At 29.5% G+C, this 25752-nt stretch carries 20 protein-coding genes; 14 read left to right on the top strand and 6 right to left on the bottom strand.

All coding sequences use genetic code 11. From position 1 onward, the window contains the following. Positions 1-468: 468 nt before the first annotated feature. The 3 genes from JOC62_RS16460 (at position 469) to JOC62_RS16450 (ending at position 1778) form a co-directional block, all read left to right on the top strand. The gene (locus JOC62_RS16460) at positions 469-612 is read left to right on the top strand and encodes a hypothetical protein (RefSeq protein ID WP_204596388.1); all 144 of its coding nucleotides are present in this window, start codon (positions 469-471) and stop codon (positions 610-612) included. 151 nt (positions 613-763) lie between these two features. Beyond that, a complete protein-coding gene (locus tag JOC62_RS16455; RefSeq protein ID WP_204596387.1) occupies positions 764-1207 on the top strand; it encodes a hypothetical protein in 444 nt (147 codons plus the stop codon). Positions 1208-1316: 109 nt separating this feature from the next. Beyond that, entirely contained in the window at positions 1317-1778 is a 462-nt protein-coding gene (locus JOC62_RS16450; protein WP_204596386.1) for a VanZ family protein, read from the top strand. A gap of 25 nt (positions 1779-1803) precedes the next feature. On the opposite strand, the gene JOC62_RS16445 is transcribed toward JOC62_RS16450, so the two are convergent. Continuing rightward, positions 1804-3246 carry a DUF2334 domain-containing protein gene (locus JOC62_RS16445; protein WP_204596385.1) on the bottom strand — a complete coding sequence of 481 codons (1443 nt, stop codon included), beginning with the start codon at positions 3244-3246 and terminating at the stop codon, positions 1804-1806. Positions 3247-3574: 328 nt separating this feature from the next. On the opposite strand from JOC62_RS16445, the gene JOC62_RS16440 reads away from it, so the two are divergent. The 3 genes from JOC62_RS16440 to JOC62_RS16430 all read left to right on the top strand — a co-directional run bounded on the left by JOC62_RS16440 (position 3575) and on the right by JOC62_RS16430 (position 8669). After that, positions 3575-5110, top strand: a complete 1536-nt coding sequence (locus JOC62_RS16440; protein ID WP_204596384.1) for an AbgT family transporter — start codon at positions 3575-3577, stop codon at positions 5108-5110. Positions 5111-5322: 212 nt separating this feature from the next. Further along, positions 5323-6762: a glycosyltransferase family 39 protein gene (locus tag JOC62_RS16435; RefSeq protein WP_204596383.1), complete on the top strand. Its 1440-nt coding sequence runs from the start codon at positions 5323-5325 to the stop codon at positions 6760-6762. Between the two features lie 83 nt (positions 6763-6845). Beyond that, the gene (locus JOC62_RS16430; protein ID WP_204596382.1) at positions 6846-8669 is read left to right on the top strand and encodes an LTA synthase family protein; all 1824 of its coding nucleotides are present in this window, start codon (positions 6846-6848) and stop codon (positions 8667-8669) included. 71 nt (positions 8670-8740) lie between these two features. Here the strand turns inward: JOC62_RS16430 and treR are convergent, their stop codons facing one another. Further along, a complete protein-coding gene (gene treR, locus JOC62_RS16425; RefSeq protein WP_204596381.1) occupies positions 8741-9460 on the bottom strand; it encodes a trehalose operon repressor in 720 nt (239 codons plus the stop codon). A 184-nt stretch (positions 9461-9644) separates the two neighbouring features. Between treR and treP the strand changes: the two genes are divergently transcribed. Together treP and treC are read left to right on the top strand one after the other, a co-directional pair. Further along, positions 9645-11072, top strand: coding sequence for a PTS system trehalose-specific EIIBC component (gene treP / locus JOC62_RS16420; protein WP_204596380.1), 1428 nt, complete (start codon positions 9645-9647; stop codon positions 11070-11072). A 68-nt stretch (positions 11073-11140) separates the two neighbouring features. Continuing rightward, positions 11141-12805 carry an alpha,alpha-phosphotrehalase gene (gene treC / locus JOC62_RS16415; protein WP_204596379.1) on the top strand — a complete coding sequence of 555 codons (1665 nt, stop codon included), beginning with the start codon at positions 11141-11143 and terminating at the stop codon, positions 12803-12805. 109 nt (positions 12806-12914) lie between these two features. On the opposite strand, the gene JOC62_RS16410 is transcribed toward treC, so the two are convergent. The 4 genes from JOC62_RS16410 to sdaAB form a co-directional block, all read right to left on the bottom strand. After that, positions 12915-14924 carry a transglutaminase domain-containing protein gene (locus JOC62_RS16410; RefSeq protein WP_204596378.1) on the bottom strand — a complete coding sequence of 670 codons (2010 nt, stop codon included), beginning with the start codon at positions 14922-14924 and terminating at the stop codon, positions 12915-12917. Positions 14925-15200: 276 nt separating this feature from the next. Next, the gene (locus tag JOC62_RS16405; protein ID WP_204596377.1) at positions 15201-16256 is read right to left on the bottom strand and encodes a PTS sugar transporter subunit IIC; all 1056 of its coding nucleotides are present in this window, start codon (positions 16254-16256) and stop codon (positions 15201-15203) included. Positions 16257-16298: 42 nt separating this feature from the next. Next, entirely contained in the window at positions 16299-17177 is an 879-nt protein-coding gene (gene sdaAA, locus JOC62_RS16400; RefSeq protein WP_204596376.1) for an L-serine ammonia-lyase, iron-sulfur-dependent, subunit alpha, read from the bottom strand. Then, a complete protein-coding gene (gene sdaAB / locus JOC62_RS16395) occupies positions 17158-17859 on the bottom strand; it encodes an L-serine ammonia-lyase, iron-sulfur-dependent subunit beta (RefSeq protein ID WP_204596375.1) in 702 nt (233 codons plus the stop codon). Before sdaAB ends, sdaAA begins: the two co-directional genes overlap by 20 nt. A 353-nt stretch (positions 17860-18212) precedes the next feature. Here sdaAB and JOC62_RS16390 point away from each other — a divergent pair, with 353 nt between their 5' ends. From JOC62_RS16390 to JOC62_RS16365, 6 genes are all read left to right on the top strand, one after another. After that, positions 18213-19223 carry a phosphodiester glycosidase family protein gene (locus JOC62_RS16390; protein WP_204596374.1) on the top strand — a complete coding sequence of 337 codons (1011 nt, stop codon included), beginning with the start codon at positions 18213-18215 and terminating at the stop codon, positions 19221-19223. Positions 19224-19236: 13 nt separating this feature from the next. After that, positions 19237-20244, top strand: a complete 1008-nt coding sequence (locus JOC62_RS16385; RefSeq protein ID WP_204596373.1) for a hypothetical protein — start codon at positions 19237-19239, stop codon at positions 20242-20244. A 323-nt stretch (positions 20245-20567) separates the two neighbouring features. After that, on the top strand, positions 20568-21257 hold the full coding sequence (locus JOC62_RS16380; RefSeq protein WP_204596372.1) for an MgtC/SapB family protein: 690 nt from the start codon (positions 20568-20570) through the stop codon (positions 21255-21257). A gap of 811 nt (positions 21258-22068) precedes the next feature. After that, positions 22069-24150, top strand: coding sequence for an elongation factor G (gene fusA, locus JOC62_RS16375; protein ID WP_204596371.1), 2082 nt, complete (start codon positions 22069-22071; stop codon positions 24148-24150). A gap of 253 nt (positions 24151-24403) precedes the next feature. Next, on the top strand, positions 24404-24640 hold the full coding sequence (locus JOC62_RS16370) for a hypothetical protein (protein ID WP_204596370.1): 237 nt from the start codon (positions 24404-24406) through the stop codon (positions 24638-24640). Positions 24641-24764: 124 nt separating this feature from the next. Beyond that, entirely contained in the window at positions 24765-25715 is a 951-nt protein-coding gene (locus JOC62_RS16365; RefSeq protein WP_204596369.1) for an ROK family protein, read from the top strand. Positions 25716-25752 lie beyond the last annotated feature (37 nt).

Raw genomic sequence — 25752 nt, 5'->3', positions numbered from 1 at the left:
GGGTATAGCTCAGTTGGGAGAGCACCTGCCTTGCACGCAGGGGGTCAAGAGTTCGAATCTCTTTATCTCCACCAAATAGGTGGAAAGCTATGAACACAAGTTCATAGCTTTTTTTATTTTAAGAATTTTGAAAAGATTGTAATATTATATCTTCTACATAACTTTTATAATTAGTATCAACGAGTTTTATCACCATAAATTACATAATATGAATATTATTTATTATAAATAATAAAATAATTATATAAATTTTAATATATTGACTACAAAATGTAATAAAATGAAAAAATATTACTAAAGTTAATTATGTACAAGTCGTTAATGATTATATATAATTAGTGTATAGAAATAATTAATTTGTATGTTTACGTTTTCAGAGGGTGGAACTAAAAGGTTATAAAGGCATATAATATAATAAGAATATATAAAATTAGAATCTTTTAAAGCTTAGGATGGGGAGTGTTTTTTTTGACAAAGATAGAGGAATTAAAGGAATGTCTTAAACAATTAAAGCTCGAAAAGCGAGAATTAATTTTAGCTGGAAAGAAAACTTCTAATATAGATATAAAGATTAAAGAAGTTGAAGAAGATATTAATGAGTTACAAAGATAGTGTATATAGTAATAAAGGTGTAGTTATGTAGAATAGAAATCTAACAAAAAAATAGGTTAGATTTCTATTTTCTTTTTTAGAATAATTATATCTACTCAAGAATATAATTTACCTAGTAAGGTATAGTATTTATGATTGGGGAGATGGTAAAATGATTAGAACAGTTGTATGTCAGAAAGAAGGTTGTTCAGGGAATAAATTTCAAGTTGAGACTATAGATAATAATATTCAAGCGACTTGTAGAGAATGTGGAAGCAAATATTTATATGAAGCAGGTAGCGAGGGGTATGAGATTCTATCAACATGTGCTTCATGCAAAAATGATACTTTTAAGCTATTTAGAGATATAAATGCTAATAAGATATATTGTAAGTGTTCAGAATGTGGAGATCCACCAGAAAGAATTTTTATAGATGCTGATGGCATACAAATACCATATGATACAAAATTATTGCAAGATCTAAAGAATCATATGCATTCCATAGATCAAAGATTGTGCAATTTAGATATTAAGATTGAGAATTTAGAGCGTGGGCAAAGTATTTTGGAAGAATCTCTAGCATATATAAACAAGTATATAGTAGAGCAAAGATAATCAGTATAATTATAGATATGCAGGTTTATAGGTGAATGCAAAATTTACATTGATAGATTTATTATAGTATAATATATCCTATAACTATCGATGGGAGATTTTTTTCTAAATGAGTATTAGGTTAAAAAAATTAATATCTTGGATTATTCTAATTGGTTGGATGATATTTATATTTTATATGTCAAATCAACCTGCAGATGTTTCAAATGGACAAAGTGATTTTGTATTAAACCTAGTTGAATCACTAGGATTTAATATAAGTGCAAGTTATGTTGATATAGCAATTACTATAATTAGAAAAGGAGCACATTTTACAGAGTATTTAATATTAAACTTATTATATTTTAATATGTTAAGATTCTATATAAGTAATAAAAAGGCATTAATATATTCAATTATCTTATCATTCCTTTATGCTTCAACTGATGAATTTCACCAAAGGTTTGTTGAAGGAAGAGCAGGGAAGTTTACTGATGTATTAATAGATACTTCAGGTGCGGCTACTGGGTCTATAATAGCATTTATAATAATAAAAATAAAAGAGATAAAAAAAGCAAAGGTCTTTCATTAGACCTTTGCTTTTTGATTTAATACTCTTATTTAATATCTGTTACATGTATAGTTGAGTATCCATTTTTATTTAATGCATCAACTATTGATTTTATCAGAGAGTTATCTGCAAGTTTTTCTGTAAATGTATTATTATCATCAGATACTGTTATATAATCTAGTTCTAAAGTTGGATGATAGAATAGTGAAGCTAGCATATCTGGTCTTGGATTCTCAATATTCTTAATCATAGGTTTTGTATCATGATTTTGAACATAACTAAGTGGTGTTGGTATATAGACATTACCTTTATTAGTTTCTTTAAGAGCAGTATAGTATAATACGCTATATGGCTCATATAAATATTTAAAATATTCTTGTATAACATCCTTTTGTTTCCTAGTAGCTTGGTAATGAGGACTTTCAAAGAAATAAACAGGTATATTTAATTCATTTGCATTTTTAAGAGCATTTTCAATAACTGTTTTGGTTTCCTGTTCTGTTGAATTAAATTTACTTGATAGTTCAATTCCAGATAAACTAGTACTATTACCTGCTTGGTGAGTATATCCATGAAGTCCAATTTCAGCACCACTGTTTATCATATAATCTAATAGATTTACGAAGCCCACATTATTTATACATTGATTGGTTAATAGGTCGTTATCAAAGTTCACATCAGGCTCTTTATATCGAGGAACCCATGCTACATGAAATCTTATGCCATTACTATATAAATAGTCTCCCATAGCTTTTAACTTAGTTTGATTTATATCTGTATATAAAGCTCCACCTGATGAAAAGTCTTCAAGTCTAATTAGTGCAGCTTGGCCATCTTTTAATGGAGCTATTCCATTAGTGGCACGATTATAATTTGATTTTAGTAATTTTACTGAGTTATCCTTAAAATCAAATACTGCTGTCAATGAAAATATATACTCAATATCTGATATTGAGATATAATATTGATTTTTGTATTTTGGAAGCCATCCTCTTAAATTATACTTTTTGCCGTTAATAGTTGCTTCTTTTTCGGAAAAAATAATTTTTGAGTCTTTCTTTTCAAAATTTAAAGGATTTTCTTTAGTAGAAGTATACCCAAAAATTTTAGTTACATAATCTAATGGAAGATAATATCTTTGTGATCTCAATAAAACTTGAATATCTTTTGGAACTTCTTTTCCTAAGATACTTATTTTTACATCATTAACTTTACTTAATTTGATATTATCCAGAGTATCTGATTTAGGATAAATACCGTTATAATCTTTATGAGTAAGGTTATTTGCTGTTTCTCCATTATTAATAATTGATTGAGTATAAATGCTTTCATAATTTTCAGGAGTAATTTTGCTTTCTACTTGTCCATTTTTAACATAGGTATCTCCTTGAAAGAAGCTAAAATAAAATGCAATTCCATAACCTATAAGAATGACAAAAATAGCAATAGTGCTATAAATAAGTCCTTTTTTTAGTTTTTTATTTTTCATATATTCTCCCCCGTTATTTAATGATAAATATATTTTATCATATGTAATACTTTATATGATAAGGCTGAAATAAAAATAAGGAAATATTAAGGAAAAATATAGAAAATAAAATCGTTTAGTAAAATAAATTAGCATTTTTACATAGAATTATATCTTTTTTATATAAAATTATAAGGATTTCAGATTTTTTATTAACAAAAAATTACCTGATTGTTAATAAAAATGTTGTTTTATTTAAGGAAATATTATATAATGTTTTCATATTAAAAACATATGTAGTTATTATAAGGACGAAATTATCAATATTTATTAAGGGGGAGGACTATCAATGGAAAAGAAAGTGAAGAAAAAAGGATTTCTTAACATGGTTGAAAGAGTAGGAAATGGACTACCACATCCAGCTACTATTTTTGTTATATTATGTGCAATTATTATAGGTTTATCAGCTATTTTAGCTAATATGGGAGTAGGAGTTACATATACAGGATTAGATAGAGCAACAATGGAGATTAAAGAATTAACAGTAACAGTTAAATCTCTTTTAACTCCAGAAGGAATTAGATATATGTTTGAAAGTGCTGTAAATAATTTTACAAGCTTTGCACCACTTGGAACAGTTTTAGTTGCATTGCTTGGAGTTGGTGTTGCTGAAGGAACAGGCCTTATAGCTACATTGTTAAGAAAGCTTGTTACAAGCACTCCTAAGAGATTAATTACAGTTGTTGTTGTATTTGCAGGTATAGTTTCAAATATTGCATCAGATGCAGGATATGTTATTCTTATACCTTTAGGAGCAGTTGTATTCCTAAGCTTTAAAAGACATCCACTTGCAGGTATTGCTGCAGCATTCGCAGGTGTATCAGGTGGATTTAGTGCAAATATTATCTTTGGACCAACAGATGCATTACTTGCTGGTATAACTCAAGAGTCAGCACAAATGGCTCAAGCTGGATATGAAGTGGGTATAGCTTCAAACTGGTATTTTTTAATTGCATCAACTATATTAATTACAATTGTAGGTACTATAATTACAGAAAAGGTTGTAGAACCAAGACTTGGGGCATATAAAGGAAAGAAATTAGTTGAAGATATAACAGAAATTACTCCAGAAGAAAAAAGAGGACTAAAATTTGCTGGGATTGCATTACTTTTATTTGTAATATTTATGGCATTACTTGTTGTTCCACAATGGGGACCACTTAGAAATCCAGAAACAGGAGAAATATTAAAATCACCTTTCATGAACTCAATGGTAACAATCATTGCTATGGCATTCTTTATACCAGGAATTGCGTTTGGAATTGGTAAGAGAGATATAACAAACGATAAGCAAGTAATAAATTTAATGGGTAAAAGTATGGCATCAATGGGAGGATACATAGTTTTAGTATTCTTTGCAGCTCAATTTGTTGCTTATTTCAACCATACAAATATAGGTACTGTTATTGCAGTAAAGGGAGCAGATTTCCTAGGAAATGCAAATATAACTGGAATACCTCTAATATTAGGATTTATAGCAGTTGCAGCATTTATAAACTTATTTATGGGTTCAGCATCAGCAAAATGGGCTATTATGGCACCAGTATTTGTACCTATGTTTATGGAGCTTGGAAATTCTCCAGAGCTTATTCAAATGGCATATAGAATTGGTGATTCAACTACTAATATAATCTCACCACTTATGACATACTTTGCATTAATAGTTGCATTTGCAGAAGTTTATGATGAAGATATGGGAATAGGAACATTGATTTCAACAATGGTTCCATATTCAATTGCATTCCTAGTATCATGGTCAGCTCTATTAATAATTTGGCTTTTATTAGGGTTACCACTTGGACCAGGTGCAGGATTATTCATGTAATAAAAGCTTTTTAAATTATAAAGATTAAACAAGAGAGTAGAAGATATTTAAGTCTTCTACTCTTTTTTATAATACTTAAAATTTTCTTAAAATGACTATAAGTTTTACAAAGTGTGTATGCAGGACACCAAAAGCTATTAATATTATGATACAATGATATTTGTAAAATTCTGTAGTTAAGAATATTTACTATAATTTAGGAGGAATTTATAATGGAGATGAAAAAGTTTAGAAATGGTTTTACAAGCTTTGTAACTATAGCATTAAAGCCATTAATACTTATTTTGGTTCTTGCAGCAATAGGTAGTTTAAAGGTCTATTATAAAGGATTAGATTTATCAACTGCAATTTCAATTGCACTATATGGAATAAGTATTGTATTAGGATATTTTTTAATAAAGACTAGATATCTTACAAACAAAAGTAAAATAATAATAGTTTTATTATGGGGATTTTTATTGAGGTTATTATGGCTTATAAATATAAAATCAGTACCCGTATCTGATTTTAATACTATGTATGAAACTGCAAAAGCAGTACTAGAAGGTAACTATGGTATGTTATGGGGTACAGGATACATATCAAGATTCCCTCATTTAACTGTAATGGTCATGTATATGGCACTTATGCTTAAAATTTTCCCGAATGCGATTTTAGCAATGAAAGTCGTTAATTTAATAATGGGTGTAGTAGTAATTTATTTAATTTACTTAATACTTAAAGAAGTATTTGAAAAGAGAGAGTATGCAATAATTGGGGGACTAATTGCGGCAGTTTTTCCACCTCTTATAACATATACTGGGGTATTGTGTACAGAAAATATAGCTATACCATTTTACTTAGGCAGTATATATGTATTTCTTCTAGCATGTAAGAAGAAGGTTCATCCAGCTATGTTTATCTTAGCAGGGGCACTTTTATCAATTGGAAACTTGTTTAGAATGGTTGCAGTAGTAACTGTAATAGCATTTGTTATGTATATAATCATATATACAAATAATACTGTAAAAGATAAGATAAAGTCTGTACTTATGGTAGTAATATCATTTATATTGGTATTAGGAATAGCGAGTACAACTCTAAGAGTGTTAAAGATTACTGAAAATAACTTATGGAGAGGTGCAGAACCATCAATTACTAATGTACTTAAAGGTACAAATGTAGAGTATGGTGGTAGATGGAATCCAGATGATGCAGCAATTCCAGAAATGTATAACTTTAATTATGATGATATACAAAATGCATGTAAGGATATTATATTTAAAAGGCTTACAACTACTCCTATTTCAACACTATCAGAATTCTATATAGGTAAATATGCAATTCAATGGAGTGAAGGTGATTTAAGTGGTGTGTTTTGGTCACAGCTTAATGTTCCAGAAGATGATATAATAGTTAAATTTGATATTGGAGGAAAAGAAGTTTTCCAATTCGTTTATGCATTAATAATGATACTTGTGTTTATAGGATTATTTAATAAAAAGAGATTTAAAAATAATCCGGAAATAAACTTATTTTATATAACATTCTGTGGATATGGCGTAACTTACTTGGTTACAGAAATGCAATCAAGATATTCATATATAGTATGTTGGTTATTTGTAATATTGGCAGTATCTGGCGTAGAAAAAATAAAAGAGTGGCTTAGCTAACTTAAGAATTATAAAATGAAGATATTTAAAAGATATATTTTATAAGACAATAGGAGTAGGATGAAATAGGTGAAGATAAAATTATGAATTTAAAAAAAGCATGTGATATTTTTAAGAAAATAAGTAATCAAACTGTAATTAAATTTGCTGTAGTGTTTATGCTTATAATAAAGACAGTATCATTTATGGCTATAGGTTCTTCAAATACAGGAAGAACATTTATTGGATGGGGAGTTCATGTAGATATAGAGTTAATATTTGCGCATATAGCATTTATAGCCATATTAGTTATTCCAGCATTTTTCTTTAAGGGTAAAAGACAGCTTAGCTATCTAATAGTAATTGATGTTTTATATTCATTATTATTATTAGCAGATCTTTGGTACTATAGAGCAAATAGAGATTATTTGGGTCTTAGACATATATTCTTTAGAGAAATGTTTAATCCACTAAAACAAAGTCTGGTAAACCCAGATATATTAGATCTACTGTTTATAATAGATATACCAATTTTTATAGTAATAAGAAATAAAGCAAAGTGTATAAGTAATTATAAGAAAAATGTAAAGTTAGCAATTGGTGGGATAATTGCTTGCATTGCTACTATATATGGAACTCACTACTTAATTGATGTAAAAGATATTACGGATGGTAGAGTATCATATATGAGTACTGAATGGTCACCATTTGCAATGATGCACAATGCTTCTCCAATAGGATATCATATATATGAGGCAGCGGTAGCATTAGAGAAAAAAAATATGAAACCAAATGAAGATCAAATGAAACAGGTTGATGAATGGCTTAAATGGAATAATCAAAAACTACCTGATAATGAATATAAGGGGATGTTTAAGGGGAAAAATGTTATATTCATGCAAATAGAGTCATTAGAAAACTTTGTAATAGGACAGAAAGTATATGGTCAAGAGATAACTCCAAATTTGAATAAGCTTATGAATAAATCATTTTATTTTGATAATATATATGAGCAAAATAATGCAGGAAATAGTATAGATTGTGATATGATGGTGAATTCAGGTCTGTTGACATTAGGAGATAGTGTTACATTTTTAACTCATGCAGATGTTAAGTATCCTGCACTTCCAAGAATACTTAGAAAAAATGGATATACTGCTGTATCTACACATGCTGAAAGAGCTGGTGATTGGAATTGGTCTGAAGCTCACAGTAATGCATTAGGATATGAAGGAATGTGGGATGTAGCTTCCTATAATACAGATGATTTCTTTGGAATGGGACTTTCAGATAGATCATTTTACGATCAATATGCGGATAAACTTAAGACATTAAAAGAACCATTCTTTTCAATGCTTCCTACTTTATCAAGTCATGGTCCTTTTGATTTACCAGATAAGTATAGAGAGCTAAAACTTCCAAAAGAAATTGATGAGAATAAGCTTGGTGGATATTTCCAGAGTGTTCATTATGCAGATGAGCAAATAGGTTTCTTTATGAATAAGTTAGAAAAACTTGGACTTTTAGATAATACTGTTCTTGTTATATATGGAGATCATACAGGAGTTCATAAATATTATAATGATGAAATTCAAAACTTACCTCTTGAAGGGGATTGGTGGAAGAACGTAGATCATAAAATACCACTATTTATTTATGGAAAAGGAATAAAAGGCGAGACTTTAAATGTTCCGGGGGGACAAACTGATATAGCACCTACAATTTTATATCTTTTAGGAATAGATACGAATGCTAAATTTATGGGAAGAAATCTCTTAAATACAAATAGAGATGCTACTGTGATTAAAGGCGGTATAGTAGTTGGTAATCCTACCCCTGAAGAAAAGGAAAAATTAGAAGAGGCATATCAAATAGCTGATTATATAATAAAGAATAAGTATTTCGAAAATAGAGATTTAGTCAATTAGAACAATAATTCTTATATAATATATTTAGAAAATAAAAAGTAGTATAAAGGGTTTACCCTTATACTACTTTTTTAGCTATTAGACCTACGTGCAAATGTAGTAAATGTAAATTTGTCAGGTCTATGGTGAGATTCTGTATACTCAAATAGTGTACCATCATCTAGATAAGCAAAGTTTTTAATTATTGCAACTAAATTATTATTTCCTAGGTCAATGAACTTTCTATCCAAAGAAGACACGGGTTCTACGGATACTAATTTTTGAGCACCTGCTATTTTTATATTTGAATCCTCCTCTAGGAATTTATATATTGAACCAGAAGCCATTTCTTTAGTTAATCCCAAAACTGTATCAAGTAAAAAATAATTTATATCCAAGATTACATTTTCATCATTTATATTTCTGACTCTTAAAATATGTAGAACTTTACTTCCAATAGGGAACCCTGTCTTTTTTGATAATTTATCATCTACAATCAATTCCTCAAATAATGGAACATTGGTTATAAACTTAATACTATTATTTCTAGATGCTTCTTTAAAACTTTGAAGTCCTCCAACTAAGAATTTAAAAGGTTTATTTTCTATAACAAATACACCTTTTCCATGAACGCTTGTTGTGAGCCCATCAGTAGCTAACATATCTATTGCTCTTCTAACTGTGTTTCTACTTACAGAAAATCTAGATGTAAGTTCACTTTCTGAAGGCAATTTTTCTCCAGCTTTAAAATTCTCATTTAATATATTTTCTTTAAGATAGTTATATACATCTAAGTATTTACTTTTAGACATAATTGTCTCCCTTCAAAATGTTTCTGTAAGTATATTATATACACTTTTTTACTAGTAGTCATTAAAATTTGACAACTTGTTCAAACAAGTGTTGACAAACTTGTTTGAACAAGTTATTATAAACATAAGAACAATGGTCAAACGTTTACAAAAAGAGAAAACGTTATATAAAAGGAGGATACAAATGGGAGTATATAGAAAAGAAGCCGAAAAAGTTTTAGAACTAGTTGGTGGAAAAGAAAATGTAGTTAGTGCTTCACACTGTGTTACAAGATTAAGACTTGTTTTAAAAGATCAGTCTAAGGCAAAACCTAAAGAGATTGAAAAATTAGATTCTGTAAAAGGTACGTTTACAAATGCAGGTCAATTTCAAGTTGTAATAGGAAACAAAGTAGGTGAGTTCTTTAATGATTTTATTGAAGCTGGAAATATAAAATCTGTATCTAAAGAAGAAAGTAAGAAAGCAGCACAAGAGAATATGAATATTATGCAGCGTATAATAGGTGGGCTTGCTGAGATATTTATACCACTTCTTCCTGCTATTATAACTGGTGGTCTTATACTTGGATTTAGAAACATTATTGGTGACTTAGCTATATTTGGGGATGGAACTCAAACATTAATTCAACTGCATCCTGTACTTGGAGAAGTTCATAGCTTTTTATGGGTAATAGGTGAAGCTATATTCCACTTCTTGCCTGTAGGTGTAACTTGGTCAACTGTTAAGAAATTTGGTGGATCTGAGATACTTGGTATAGTACTTGGAATATGTTTAGTATCACCTCAGTTATTGAATGCTTACGGTTATGCAGAAGCAGCGGCAAAAGGAGCTATTCCTTTCTGGGATTTTGGAATTATTACAGTAGATAAAGTTGGTTATCAAGCACAAGTAATACCAGCAATACTTGCAGGTATTACACTATCAAAGATAGAAATTACAATAAAAAAATATATACCAGATGTATTAAAAATGATTATAGTACCATTTGTTGCAATAATAGTTACAGTACTTCTTTCTTATATAATAATAGGGCCAGTATCACGTGAAATAGGTAATGGATTAGCAGCGGTATTCACATATCTTTTAACTGGACCATTTAAGATAATTGGAGCTATAGTTTTTGGACTTGTATATGCACCGCTTGTAATAACAGGTCTTCACCATACATTTATAGCTGTTGACTTACAGCTTATTGCTAATAATGGGGGAACAATGATATGGCCTTTAATAGCATTAAGTAATATAGCACAAGGTTCAGCTGCAATGGCCATGGTTATATTGTATAAGAGGGATTCAAAGATAAAATCAATAGCACTTTCATCAGGAATATCTGCTTGGCTTGGTGTTACAGAACCTGCAATGTTTGGTGTAAACCTAAAGTTTAAATATCCATTCTATGCAGCTATAATAGGTTCAGCATCAGCGGCAGTAGTATCAATAATGACAGGAGTGCTTGCAAATTCAATTGGTGTTGGAGGACTTCCAGCATTCTTAGCAATACAACCTAGTCATTGGATAACATATATGTTAGCTATGGGAGTTGCAGTGGCAGTACCATTTATATTAACATTTGTATTCTACAAGAGAGATCAAATTAAAAATAATAGATAGATAATCTTGGGGGGGATTGCACTAATAGTATGCAATTCCTTTAAGTAATCTTAGGAGGAAAAATTATAATGAATAATTGGTGGAAAAAAGCTACGGTATATCAAATATACCCAAAGAGCTTTAATGATAGCAATGGTGATGGAATTGGAGATATTAAAGGGATTATAGAAAAATTAGATTATTTAAAGAACCTAGGGGTAGAGGTAGTTTGGCTTACTCCAATATATGTATCTCCACAAAATGATAATGGATATGATATAGCTGATTATTATAATATAGATCCTTTATTTGGAACGATGGAAGACTTTGAGATGTTACTTGATGAAGCTCATAAAAGAGGATTAAAGATAATAATGGATATGGTAGTTAATCATACATCTACAGAGCATAAATGGTTTAAAGAAGCTATAAAAGGTGAAGGCAATCCATATCATGATTTCTATATATGGAAAAAAGGAAAGAATGAAGAGCTACCAACAAATTGGGTATCAAAATTTGGTGGATCAGCTTGGAAGTATGTTGAAAGTTTAGATGAATATTATCTTCACTTATTTGATGTAACTCAAGCAGATTTAAATTGGGAAAATAAGATTTTAAGAGAAGAAATATATAAGATGATGAGATTCTGGATGGATAAAGGTGTTGATGGGTTTAGACTTGATGTTGTAAACTTACTGTCTAAAGATCAAAGGTTTTTAAACGATACTTTAGAAGATACAAATCACGATGGTAGAAGATTTTATACAGATGGACCTAAAATTCATGAGTACTTAAGAGAAATGAACGAAGAGGTATTTTCTAAGTATGATGATTCGATGACTGTAGGTGAAATGTCATCAACAACAATAGATAATTGCATTAAATATACTAAGCCATCAAGGAAAGAATTAACTATGACATTTAGTTTCCATCATTTAAAAGTAGATTATCTAAATGGTGATAAGTGGAGCTTAATGGATTTTGACTTTAAAAAGTTAAAGGATATATTATTTGATTGGCAAGTAGGAATGGAAGTAGGGGATGGATGGAATGCATTGTTTTGGTGTAACCATGATCAACCAAGAGTATTATCAAGATTTGGTGATGATAATAACTTCCATGAAAAAAGTGGTAAAATGCTGGCAACTGCTATTCATTTAATGAGGGGGACTCCTTATATATATCAAGGTGAAGAGATTGGGATGACAAATCCAAAGTTTGAGAGTATAGATGAATATAGAGATGTTGAGTCTATAAATGCATTTAAAGATCTTAAAGAGAAAGGTTATGATGAGGAGAAAATATTAGATATTCTTAAATCTAAATCAAGAGATAATTCTCGTACCCCAGTGCAGTGGAATGGAGAGACAAATAGCGGATTTACTAAGGGAACACCTTGGATAAATATATCGAAGAATTATAAAGATATAAATGTAGAGAAAAACTTAAATGATGATAAATCTATATACAATTACTATAAAGATTTAGTAAATTTAAGAAAACAGCATGAGATAATTAGTGATGGTGAGATTGTACCTTTATTAAAAGGGAGTGATAGCATATTAGCTTATGAAAGAGTGCTTGGAGATAATAAACTTATTGTTTTATGTAATTTCTATGGTACTGAATCTAAAGTTTCATTATCTAACTACAATTTAGAAAATAGTAAGATACTAATAAGTAATTATAATGATAGTAAAATATCAAAAGAGGTAAACTTAAGACCATATGAAAGCCTAGCTATATATTTATAAATAAAAATCCTAGAGAGTAATCTCTAGGATTTTATTTGTATATAGACTAAGATATATATATTATATTCATAAAAAATAGTATAACATTATTTTAGTTATTCTGTGAATATTACCTCACATTATCTAATACAATATTATTCATTCCATTAGGAAATAAATCTGTTTTTAAGTTATTTTCTTTAATATTACCTGTAGTTGAATATTGGTCATTTATAGTAAAGAAGAAGTTGATATCTTTATTTTCACTTTTATTCGCGATAGTTACACTCCATAGTCCATTTCCATCATTCTTCATATCAACTGGCTTCCAATCATTTAAGCTAGAATTTATTTGAATATTCTTATTTATATTTTGGCTATCATTGTATGTTACTGTAATTGTTCCATCATTATTGTTATGGTAGTTTACTACTCCAGTTAAGTTAACTATATTTTTGTCAATATTTCCTATATCCCAAGGAATACTATCTTTTGCTAATTTAGGCATAACATCGTATGTATCATAAACTTTATGGTTTTCAGTAAACTTGCTATCGAAGCCATTTAAGTACCAGTTTTGACCACCCCAAGTTGTATCACTTAAATACCAATTTCCATATAAGTTAACAAAGTTCCAAGCGTGAGGTCCAGCAGCATATCCATTTACCCATATTGCCTCAATTCCTAATCTTTGAAGTAAATATTCATAACCTTTAGAATATCCTCCACAGATAGCTTTATGAGCTATGAATGTTCCCCTAATATCACTGTCAGCTCCTGACACCATATAACTAACCATATTTTCATAATGAATTTGTATTGCTTGAATTATTTGATATATATTCATATTGGGTTGAATTTTACTTAGAATCTCTGAAACTGATTTTTCTGTTTTTAAAAGTTGTTTATGATAATCATCTCCATTTTGGGCTCCGTTACCTATGTAAAACTTTTGTCCAATAACTTTTCCATCTTTATTAATAGGAGATGCTGGCCAGTCTTTTAATAAGAACATTTTTGGGCAGTTTCTAACTAAATACTTTTGTATTTTTTGTGCATCATCAGCATTTATATTTATTCCTTTAGAAGCATAATCTATAGAAATTATGGTATTTCCTTGAGAATCTCTTGGATACTTATTATCACTATTATCATAATTAAGTAAAGTTCTATAAGCTAAGTCCCAAGCTTTTTGTCCCTCTTTACTTAATAGGGTTCTTGCATAATATACTTCAGAATTAGTAGGTTTAGTTAATTCATTTAAATTTGCATTTAAAATATATTTATATCCTGTAATTGTCTCTTGCTTCAGATTTTCTTTATTTGATAATTGAGGATAGATAGAAGCTTTAAATTCACCAACACTAACGTATATTGGAGTAGTAGCATTTAATCCTTTGCTATCAATTATATTTATTGAGAAGCTTCCATTTGAATCAGCATTTTCATAGTAATTATTACCCTCTACAGAAACACAAACCTTGTTACCTGGATTAGTAGTTCCTATAATAGTAGCTGATGTGACAGCGCCTTCTCCTAAAATATGTAATGGTTTAACATCTATGCGTGGAGTATAGTTTACAAGTCCATTCTTAGTTATCTCAAAATATTGAGTTTTTTCAATACAATCTGTTCTTGTTGAATTTTTGTTGCTATATAAAGTAGGATTAGATAATCCAGAAGATTTATTAATATTTAATGCTACGATATCTCCATAATTGAATGATGCATTATTAATCTTAGATACAAAATTATTAACATATTTACTATTTGCAGTTGTATCTAGAATTGCTTGTCCATTTTTTTTATTGATTAATTTGAAGGTAAAGTTATTATTTGAGTTTCCAAAATTATCAGATTTTGCAATTGCCTCTATTTTCATTGTATTTTGATTAAATAAAATTTTTAATGAATTTCCACCCCATATGTTTTTAAAGTTTATATATGAGTTATCAAATTCTTTTGTCTCTGGTTTATTATCGTTTACATTAGTAGCCTTCGTAGTATTAGAGTAGTTTTCAACGACAGCATTATCTCCCTTAGGATAGTTTTCTACAGTATCAGCATGACTTATTTTAGATGTAAAATAAGTTGATGATATTGTTGAGATAATCAATAGACTTATTAACTTTTTTTTCATAAATATCCCCCTAAATAAATTTGTATTTTTTAGTAATAGTTATAATTTGTTTTATTATATTATGAATACAAGAAAAATACAATTATATTTTAATGATAATTAAAATATAATTAAAATAAATATAAAAATATTTAATAATAACTATTTTGACTATATCAATACTTGAATGTAACTTTTTTGTTGTCTAATTTTATTTTATTTGAAAAAGAAAAGAGTGCAGATAAATTCTACACTCTAAAGCTTATATATTAATATATATTTTTTATTTAATATTTCTTATGATGCTTCTTTTTGAAGTATTTCCTCTGAAATTACATTTTCTCCACGAATTTCAGCAGCTGTACGTATCTTATGGTTTTTAAACATCATATAACCTAAGTAACCACTGCCGGCACTTACAACTACACAACCTAAAGCTGTTAATAATACTTTAAATGCTGGATTATATGCAAACATTACTGCAAATCCTGCAATAGGGGTAGCTGTACCTGGAGACATATTTGTAAGTCCCATTATAACAATTATAATACCGCATAAAGCACCACCTATGAAATTAGTTATATAAACTGGGAGAGGGTTTGCGGTAATTATATCTGCTTGAGTAAGAGGCTCTATAGCTACAGATATAGTATCTTTCTTACTTCCAAATTTCATTTTACTGAATAAAACAAAGTTTAAGAAAGATGAACCAAATACTGATAATGCACCTATTGCCATTGGCGCTCCAGTAAGACCAAGCATAGCTGTTAGGGCCATTGAACTAAGAGGCGCAGTTGCAACAACGGTTATAATACCACCAAGAATTATTCCCATTAATATAGGACTAGAGTCAGCTGAAGCTACTAAAACTTGACCGATTTTTAGAAGTGTTGAATCAACTACTGGTGTCATACAATCTCCTATAAATCTAGTTAAAGGAGCAGCAAATACAATTATAACTATTAAATCTAATCCTCCAGGTAGTTTCTTTTCTAAAAATTTAACAACGAAAGACATTAAATACCCTGCAATGAATCCAGGTAATATTCCAAGTCCTGAACATGATAGTCCTATTAGAACTGCATATACAGGTGATACACCAAGAGCTAAAGGCACAAGGATTGCAGCGGCAACACCACCAAGACTGCCATTTGCTGTACCAATTTTCTTTAAAAATTCTATATTTAATACATCACCAAAGAATGAAGAGTGGAATGCTTCAACTAAGAAGCTTGCACATGCTGCACTAGCAAGAGCCCCCATTGCTTTCATTCCTTGTGGTGCTTTGTAACTAAATAGTGTAAATAAACCTAATACTAATAATAAAAGTCCTGTTCCGATTAAAACTTGCATTATTTTTCCTCCTTAGAATTTTAAACTTTAGTTTTTAAACATTTAATTGTTATTAAATACTTTATCTTTAAGTTCTAGACCTGTTTTTGTAATAGCAATTCCTCCAAGTGCTGTTTCTCTTAAGGATGCTGGAAGCTCTATACCTACCTTATACATTGCAGATAATGCATCATCAAATGGTATCTTTGAACAAACTCCAGCCATAACTAGATCTGCTGTAGAGAGTGCACTAATAGCACCAGATACATTTCTTTTTGCGCAAGGTATTTCGACTAGACCAGCAACTGGATCACAAACTAGCCCTAATATGTTTTTAAATACTATAGCACCAGCATTTAAACTCATTTCTGGAGTGCCTCCCATCATTTCTACAACTGCTGCTGAAGCCATAGCTGCGGCAGAGCCACATTCAGCTTGGCATCCCCCTTCAGCTCCTGCAAATGTTGCATTCATTCCAATTATCATACCAACAGCAGAGGCTGCAAATAATCCTTCAATCATTTCAGTATCATTTTTTCCAAGTCTTTCACCAGCTGTTAATATAACTGCTGGAAGTATACCGCAAGAGCCAGCAGTTGGACATGCTACTATTTTCCCCATTGAACCGTTTACTTCTGAAGATGACAAAGCCATTGCCATAGCTGTTATTGCGGTATTTCCTAATAATGATTTACCAGATTCTAAGTATTTTTGCAGTTTAAAAGCATCGCCTCCAATTAATCCACTTAATGAATAAACTTCTTTTTCTCTGCCAGTATTAGCAGCTTGTCTCATTACATTAAGAGTTTCTTGCATATGTAAAAATAATTCCTCACGTGATATATTCTTCTCATCTATTTCACGATTTATTGCATATTCACTTAATTTAATATTATTTGACTTACAAATATTTATAAGTTCTTTAGCTGACTTCGCAATCATTATTAGATACCTCCATTTCAGGATTAATAATTATTACTTTGTTTATTCCATCTATTTTTTTTATATCATTTAATAATGAAGCAGATATCACACTATCAACTTCAAAAGTCATAGTTGCATCTTTGCCTTTTTCAGCTCTACCAAGTTTCATAAAAGCGATATTAATTTTATCTTCATAAAGTAATTCTGAGACTTTTGCGACTGTTCCAGGAATATCTTTGTGGCAGGTTATTATAGTAGGATATGATCCAGTTATTTTAACTTTGTTTCCATTTATCTCATTAATTTCTACACTACCACCTCCAATGGAAGAACCCATTATTTCGTGGATATTATCATTGATATCTTTTATTATAAACTTTACTGTGTTCGGATGAGCTTGTCCTAAATCTTGTTCAATAAAATTAATTTTAAGACCTTTATTTTGAGCTATAAGAATAGAATTTTTAAGGTTATCATCACTTGGGCTCATTCCGAGGATTCCAGCAACAAGTGCTCGATCTGTACCATGACCTTTATAGGTTTTACCAAAGGAACCATGAAGTAGAAAAGTAACTTCTTTTATATCAGTACCAACAATACTTTTAGCTATTTTTCCAAGTTTTGCGGCTCCAGCAGTATGTGAAGAGGAGGGGCCAACCATTATGGGACCTAGAATATCAAAAACGCCCAAAATTTTCATGCCAATTACCATCCTTTCATCAATATTCTATACTATAAAAATAAACGTTTTCATAAAGAGTGTCAATGTAAAATAAAACCATAAATTGAAAAAAAACCCAAAATACATAAGAAATTCTTAAAAAAATCATAAGTTTTTATAGGATTAATTGACAAAAATCGGATATTGTAATTTAATTATATATGTTTTATAAAAATAAGGTACTATAGTAAATATACTGTTTTATTCCCGTCAAAATATAGTTTTTATAAACAATGATATGGAATATACTTATGTAGAGATATTTATTTAGACTTTAAATTAATATATAATAATAAGATGGATTTTTAAAAATTTTGTTTGGGAGAGTTTTAATGAAGAACAAAAGAGTAAAGAATAAAAGAAAAAAATGGAAGAGAATCATTGCATTTCTAGTTTTTGAATTAGTTTTCACTGCAATCACAGCACCATTTGTATTACTTTATGGTCCCTTTGATAATGCTAAAAGGATATATGTTGGATCAGCTATGACGACTTTAAACCATCAATATTTAGCTACGATGTTTTTATCAAAGGAAAGAATTGATAATATACTTAATTCTTCTAGTGATCAAAATTCAAACTTAGGTCTTAAAAACAATAATTCAGTAGTTCAAGTAAATGCAAAACATGATAATACAATAGAACTTTATAAATTTGAAAACTCAAAATATAATGGACATATGTTAGTAATTAAGGATCCTAAGAGAGTTAAAGTTGCATATACAAGCAGTATGTATAAAAAAGGAGAAACAACTTCAGAGATGGCTATACAAAATAATGCAGTAGCAGCTGTAAATGGAGGAGCTTTTATAGATACTTCTAGTAGCTCAAATTGGACAGGTAATGGAGGAACTCCTACAGGAGTTATAATCTCTAATGGAAAAATAGTTTTCTCTGATTTAAAATCGGATGATGCAAAAACAGAATGTATGGCTATTACTAAAGAAGGTAAAATGCTTGCAGGTAAATACTCTATTAAGGAACTTAAGGAATTAAATGTTCAGGAGGCTGTTAGTTTTAAACCAGTTTTAATTAAAGATGGCATGCCAACTCCATTAGAAGGTTCAGATGGGGCAAGAGGTATAGCACCAAGAACTGCAATAGGACAAAGAGCTGATGGATCAATAGTTATGATGGTTATTGATGGTAGAGATTTAGTTGGAGGCTTAGGATGTACAATGACAGAACTTCAATCTCTTATGCTTACAAAAGGAGAATGCGTAACTGCCATTAATTTAGATGGAGGAAAGTCATCTACAATGTATTTAAATGGACAAGTTATAAATGATGTATCTAATGGACTTGGAGAAAGATATATCGCATCCTCAATTATAGTAAAATAACAAAGGAGAAGTTATGAAGAAATTAAAGATGATATTATCTTGGATAGCTCTATCACTTATATTACAATGTGGTGTACTATTTTTCCTAGATAAGTTTTATTTTAAAGATAACACTGATGTTAATATGGAGCAAGTAGCAATAAACAATAACCATACTAATACAAATATGCATGTACAAATACCAACTAATGCAAAAGATATAAAAGTATCTTATGATGGTAGATATATAAGTTACTATGAAAATTATTCATTAGAAGTATGTGATACTACTAGTGGAGATATAAAACCATTAAAAGATTCAGATGGTAGAGAGATATTAAGATCTGTTTGGCTTCAAGATAGAAATATGTTACTTACTTTAGAAGTAGAAGATAATCAGATAGTACTATATAATTATGAGCCTCAAAAAGGGGTCAATCAAAAAATAGTTGATATTTGTCCATATAATGCTAGTTATAAGAATTTTGATATACAAGCTTCAACAATTACAGGAGTTACATATGTTAGAGTAAATAATGCTATATATAGAGTTGACATTAATCAAAACTTTGCAACTAATGTACCATTAACAGTAAGAAGTTTAGGAAGCGTTTCAATAATGCCAACTAAAGATAGACTAGTCTATATTTCTAAAAATGGAACTATAGTTCATATGACTCAGCCTAATGAAAGAGTACCTATGAATTCTAAAGAACCAATAGAGATATTAGGAATAGATGAAGATGGTTATATGTATCTTGGAGAAGTAAAAGATAATTTAGTAAATGGAATAATTAAAAAGAGCTTAGAGAATATAGATGCTAAGAGTGAAAAAATAGCGTTAGATAAGTCTGTTGATAAAAAAGATATTTTTATTAATGGTAAAGGAGATATATATGTAAACTATTCTAATAAAGGAATAGTAAAAAATATTAAATCATCAAAAGAAACAAAGTATAAGGGTAAGTTTATTTCTTACTACAATGATGGAGTATCTAGTATATTAGACGGAAAATACTATAAAACTACATTTTCTAAATAATAAAAAGGAAAGAGATAATTTAATGCTCTTTCCTTTTTCATATATTTATTTAAATTTTAACGAAAAAATTATAAGCAGTTATCGAAATATTTTTATAATTATAGTTAAATAATAAATAAATTAAAATAATATGGAATTTAATTGAAAGTGTTTTAGTTGGATGTTATACTTAATACAAAAATTAATATAAATATAGATTTAGATATAGTCCTCTTGAAATTGCTATTTAGCAATGTTTAAGTGGACTTTTTGAAATTTAATTTAATAAAGATAAGGAGAGAAAGGAGGATTTTACTTATTATAAAATAGTAAAATATAGAGATATGGAAAATGTATTAGATTTTTTTCTAAGGATATTGGTGGCTGGTATTTTAGCTGGATTAATTGGATTAGATAGAGAAATGAATTCCAAAGAAGCAGGACTTAGAACACACTTTTTGGTAGGGGTCGGGAGTGCGCTTTTTATGATTATATCAAAATATGGATTTAGTGATATTATAGCATTAAACAATATAGGATTAGATCCAAGTAGAATTGCAGCTCAAGTTGTTAGTGGAATTAGCTTTCTTGGAGCAGGGACAATACTTTTAGAAAAGAGATTTATAAAAGGCCTTACAACAGCAGCTGGAATATGGGCGACAGCAGCTATAGGACTAGCTATAGGGTCAGGAATGTATGAGGTAGGTATTTTTGCTACTTTTATAGTATTCGTTATTCTTAAATTTTCACAAAAGTTTTTAGATTTACATTTTTTTAAAAAGATTCAAGGATCAAAATTATTTAATGTAAGTATAAAGATGTCTAAGTACCCAGATAACAAAATAGATGAAGTATTATCAAATGAGAATTATATATTGTCTTCATTTAAGACAGAGAAAAGTCTAGAGGATTCAATAAGTATATATAATATTCATTTTATTATTAGAGCTAAAAAAGAAGAATCGTCATTAGGTTTAGCTAAGAAGTTAAACGACATTGATGATGTTATGTCTGTAGAGATAGAAAATATGTAGTTAAGTCTAAAAGTATATGATATGTAACTAGATGTTTAAGTCTAATATTAAAAGATATATATTAAATAAAAGCAGAGAATTAATTCTCTGCTTTTATTTAATTACACTTGCTCTAAGTACGTTATTAAACTTGATATAATGCTTATACTGAGTACTATGTAAAATGATGGTATTTGTTTATTTTTATAATAAATATAAGAATAAAATAGTATAAAGCTAGGAACTACAAGTTGAATGATGCAAAATATGCTGTAACAATGAAATAAACTAAATATTGCAGTACCTAAGAATAAGACTTGCTTTTTAGTAAGATTTATCCTAAAAAGAAGTCTTATTATAATAGCTTGAATGCAAGTGTGAAAGAGAGGTAATAATACCACAGCAAATAGAATATTAGATAAGGTATTAGAGTAGTTATAAAAATTGCAGAATACACCTATATCCATGATATGTTCTTTGTAAAGTAGCGATATTAATATAAATGGTAGGTATAAAAACCAATTTAAAGATACCATAAATATAATATAAACAATATCATTTAAGCCATCTAATCTCTTCCTTAGATTATTAGTTAACTCAAAAAAAATATGACATTCCCCCTTTATAGAAATACTATTAATTTTATCATGAAATAGAATATTAAGAGATATTTGGATAGAAATGTTAACTAAAAATTTAAACATGTAATTATATTAAACTATAAGTCTAAAATAGCCCAAGCCTTCATAAAGATTAATATGAGAGTTTTTGAAAGGTGGGTGAAGGGGAAAAGCAATTGTATATTATCAATTGAAGAATATCCTCATAATATATGAAAAATTATAATATAAAAAATTTAAGAAATATTGGATTTATAGGACATGGTGCAACTGGCAAGACTTCTTTAGTTGAAGGATTATTATACAATGGAAAAGTAATTACAAGACTCGGGAAAATAGAAGATGGAACTACAGTATCAGACTTTGATGAGGAGGAGAAACGTAGAGGTATATCACTTTCTACATCAATCTCACCTTTAGAGTGGAAAGACACTAAAATAAATTTAGTTGATATACCAGGATACTTTGACTTTGTAGGGGAGAGTATTCAAGGCATGAGAGCTGTTGATGTTGGGATTATAGTCACATGTGCAGTGTCTGGTGTACAAGTTGGTACTGAAAAAGCATGGAATTATTGCAATAAAATAAAACTACCAAGAGCCTTCTTTATAAATAAATTAGATAGAGAAAATTCAAGTTTTGATAAAACTTTAAAAGGGCTTAAAGAGAAATTTGGGATAAGTGTAGTACCAATTCAGTATCCAATAGGAGAAGAAAATGATTTTAGGGGAGTAATAAATGTAATATCAAAAAGAGCTAGACTATATGATCTTAAAACTAAAAAAATAGAAGATATAGAAATTCCAGAAGATTTAATAGAGAAGATAGATGAATGTAAAGAAATGATAATGGAAGCTGTTGCTGAAACTGATGAAGAATTATTAGATAAATATTTCTCCGATGGAACATTAAGTGATGAGGAGATATATAAAGGCTTAATAAACGGTTGTAGTACAGGAGAGATAGCACCTGTAATGTGCGGAAGTGCTGTTAAAGCAATAGGTATGAATTGTTGTCTAGAAGATATAGTTGAGTGTTTCCCATCACCAGAGTTATCACTTGCACAAAAGGCTATAAATGAAAAAGGAGAAGAGGAGTATATTTGTCTTTCAGAAGATGCACCTTTTTCTGCATTAGTATTTAAAACGATAGCAGATCCATTTGTAGGTAAGATTTCTTTATTCAGGGTTATCACAGGGCGACTTAAAAATGATATGCCTGTAATAAATACAACTAAAGATAAGAGAGAAAAATTATCTAATATATTCTTTATGAGAGGAAAAAATCAAATTTTGGCAGATGAAATAGTAGCTGGAGATATTGGAGCAGTTTCGAAACTTCAGTTTACTGGTACAGGAGATACTCTTGCAGATCCAAGCTTTAAGATAATATATGATAAGTTAAATTTCCCAGAACCTATAATGTCCATGGCTGTCTTACCTAAAGCAAAAGGCGATGAAGAAAAGATATCTATTGCATTGAATAAATTATTAGAAGAAGATCCAACATTTGAAGTAAAGCGTGATACGGAGAATGCAGAACTTATAGTATCAGGAATTGGAGAAACTCATCTAGAAGTTATAGCATGTAAAATAAAAAATAAATTTGGTGTAGATGTATTACTTAGAGAGCCAAAGGTACCATATAGAGAAACTATAAAGGGAAGCGCTGATGTTCAAGGAAAGCACAAAAAACAATCCGGCGGGCATGGACAATATGGAGATGTAAAAATAAAATTTGAGAGAAGATATGATGGTAATGATGAATTAGAGTTTGTAGATCAAGTTGTTGGAGGGGCTGTTCCAAGAAACTTTATACCAGCAGTTGAAAAGGGGCTTAAGGATTGTATAAAGCATGGAGTATTAGCAGGATATCCTGTGATAGGTCTTAAAGCAACACTTCATGATGGTTCATATCACCCTGTAGATTCATCAGAAATGGCATTTAAGATAGCTACATCAATTGCCTATAAAAAAGGACTTGAGGCAGCAACACCAATACTTTTAGAGCCTATAATGAAAGTTGATATAATAATACCAGATGAATATATGGGAGATGTTATAGGCGATATGAATAAAAAGCGTGGAAGAATTATTGGAATGGAACCAGAAAAAAATGGGCAAAGGGTAGTCTGTGAGGTTCCTTTAGCAGAGATGTTTAGTTATGCCACTGATTTAAGGTCAATCACCCAGGCTAGGGGTGAGTATAAAATGTCCTTTGAAAGATATGAGGAAGTTCCTCAGAATGAAGCTAATAAAATAATTGAAAAGATAAATAGTGAGAGAGAAGATTAATTTTAAAATATTACTAGGACTTATAGCCTAGTAATATTTTTTTATGGATAAAAATAATAATTACTAAGAGAAATTAAGGAATAATAAAGAAACAATATCAATTTCATAGCTTATATACCATAAATGGAGTTAAAACAATAATAAGAACAAAATTTTTAATAATTTATGTAAAACTACATATAATAACTATATAAAAATAAATTAATAATTGTATAGGAAGCGGTATTTTGCTTTGATTGGAGGAATAGAACTTATGTCTGATTATAGAATGGATATACGAGGAAGTATTGGGTTAAGTGAATATAGTAATATCTATGATTATTTATGTATAGTTGATAAAGAGGATAAGTTTACAATATCAATAGATAAAGAGAATAAAGACAGTGTAGGCACAATAAGTTCGATGCTACAAGATAACAGGTTCATCGTTGATAATCAGTGGATGGATAATGAAGGTAATTATGTTATAAATGCTCATAAAAATGATTAAGAACAATAAATTGGTTAAATTAATTATAATAAGGACTTTATTATTTCTATAAATATATTAAAATAGAATAGTAAGTCCTATTTTTATGGAATGATACAATACATGATAAGCGATGGAGGATTATATGAATAAGTATGTAGTTGGTGTAGATTTAGGTGGTACTAAGATAAGTACTGCTCTAGCAGATTTTGAAGGAAATGTTTTATCACAAAGCATAATTCCAACAAATGCACATGAAGGGGAAGAAAGAGTTCTAGAAAGAATAATTAAAAGTATTCAATCTGTAATGAGTGAGGGAGACGCTACTTTAGAAGATATAAAGGCAATTGGTATAGGATCACCAGGTCCTTTAGATTCAAAAAAAGGGATAATAATTACTACTCCAAATTTACCATTTAACAACTTTAATTTAGTAAAACCATTAAAAGAGAAATTTAATGTTCCAGTATTCTTAGATAATGATGCTAATGTTGCAGCTATTGGAGAATATATGCTTGGCGCAGGTAAAGGTAAAAAGAACATGGTTTACTTTACAGTAAGTACTGGTGTAGGTGGAGGAGCTATTGTTGATGGTAACATATGCAGAGGAAACACATCAAATGCCTTAGAAATTGGTCACACAACTGTTTCACCATTTGGACCAAGATGTAATTGCGGAAACATAGGATGTTTAGAAGCTTTATCATCAGGAACAGCTATAGGTAAGAGAGGTCAAGAAGCTGTAAATAGCAAAGTTGAGACTTCACTTAAGAAGTATGATAAGGTTACATCATATGAAGTATTTAAAGAAGCAGCAAATGGCGATGAAGTTGCAAAAGATATAATAGATAATGCGTTAACTTTCTTAGGAATAGGGATAGCTAATGCAATTTCAATTTTTGATCCTGAAATGATAGTTATTGGAGGCGGAGTATCAAAAGCTGGAGATATAGTTTTTGATAAAGTTCGTGAAGTTGTTAAGAAGAGATGCTTTAAAGCAATGGCAGAGAGCTGCCAAATAGTACCTGCTGGTCTTGGAACAGATGCCGGTGTTGTAGGTGCTGTTGCATTAGCACTTTTAGAATTAGATAAATAGTAACTAAAAAACTGTAGCTAGATTTAGCTACAGTTTT

This window comes from Clostridium sardiniense (assembly GCF_016907995.1).
GTDB classification, from domain to species: Bacteria; Bacillota; Clostridia; order Clostridiales; family Clostridiaceae; genus Clostridium; species Clostridium sardiniense.
Note: the sequence above shows the minus strand (reverse complement) of the source record. Positions and strands in the feature narration are given on the sequence as shown.

Bases quoted from the DNA above. Each gene is read 5' to 3' on its own strand.
- treR (WP_204596381.1), bottom strand. From the start codon at position 9,460: ATGTCTAAAAGTAAATACTTAGATGTATATAACTATCTTAAAGAAAAT.
- JOC62_RS16445 (WP_204596385.1), bottom strand. From the start codon at position 3,246: ATGAAAAATAAAAAACTAAAAAAAGGACTTATTTATAGCACTATTGCT.
- treC (WP_204596379.1), top strand. From the start codon at position 11,141: ATGAATAATTGGTGGAAAAAAGCTACGGTATATCAAATATACCCAAAG.
- fusA (WP_204596371.1), top strand. From the start codon at position 22,069: ATGAAAAATTATAATATAAAAAATTTAAGAAATATTGGATTTATAGGA.
- JOC62_RS16405 (WP_204596377.1), bottom strand. From the start codon at position 16,256: ATGCAAGTTTTAATCGGAACAGGACTTTTATTATTAGTATTAGGTTTA.
- JOC62_RS16440 (WP_204596384.1), top strand. From the start codon at position 3,575: ATGGAAAAGAAAGTGAAGAAAAAAGGATTTCTTAACATGGTTGAAAGA.
- JOC62_RS16450 (WP_204596386.1), top strand. From the start codon at position 1,317: ATGAGTATTAGGTTAAAAAAATTAATATCTTGGATTATTCTAATTGGT.
- sdaAA (WP_204596376.1), bottom strand. From the start codon at position 17,177: ATGATTGCGAAGTCAGCTAAAGAACTTATAAATATTTGTAAGTCAAAT.
- JOC62_RS16380 (WP_204596372.1), top strand. From the start codon at position 20,568: ATGGAAAATGTATTAGATTTTTTTCTAAGGATATTGGTGGCTGGTATT.
- JOC62_RS16410 (WP_204596378.1), bottom strand. From the start codon at position 14,924: ATGAAAAAAAAGTTAATAAGTCTATTGATTATCTCAACAATATCATCA.
- JOC62_RS16390 (WP_204596374.1), top strand. From the start codon at position 18,213: ATGAAGAACAAAAGAGTAAAGAATAAAAGAAAAAAATGGAAGAGAATC.
- JOC62_RS16455 (WP_204596387.1), top strand. From the start codon at position 764: ATGATTAGAACAGTTGTATGTCAGAAAGAAGGTTGTTCAGGGAATAAA.
- JOC62_RS16365 (WP_204596369.1), top strand. From the start codon at position 24,765: ATGAATAAGTATGTAGTTGGTGTAGATTTAGGTGGTACTAAGATAAGT.
- JOC62_RS16370 (WP_204596370.1), top strand. From the start codon at position 24,404: ATGTCTGATTATAGAATGGATATACGAGGAAGTATTGGGTTAAGTGAA.
- JOC62_RS16435 (WP_204596383.1), top strand. From the start codon at position 5,323: ATGGAGATGAAAAAGTTTAGAAATGGTTTTACAAGCTTTGTAACTATA.
- JOC62_RS16430 (WP_204596382.1), top strand. From the start codon at position 6,846: ATGAATTTAAAAAAAGCATGTGATATTTTTAAGAAAATAAGTAATCAA.
- treP (WP_204596380.1), top strand. From the start codon at position 9,645: ATGGGAGTATATAGAAAAGAAGCCGAAAAAGTTTTAGAACTAGTTGGT.
- sdaAB (WP_204596375.1), bottom strand. From the start codon at position 17,859: ATGAAAATTTTGGGCGTTTTTGATATTCTAGGTCCCATAATGGTTGGC.
- JOC62_RS16385 (WP_204596373.1), top strand. From the start codon at position 19,237: ATGAAGAAATTAAAGATGATATTATCTTGGATAGCTCTATCACTTATA.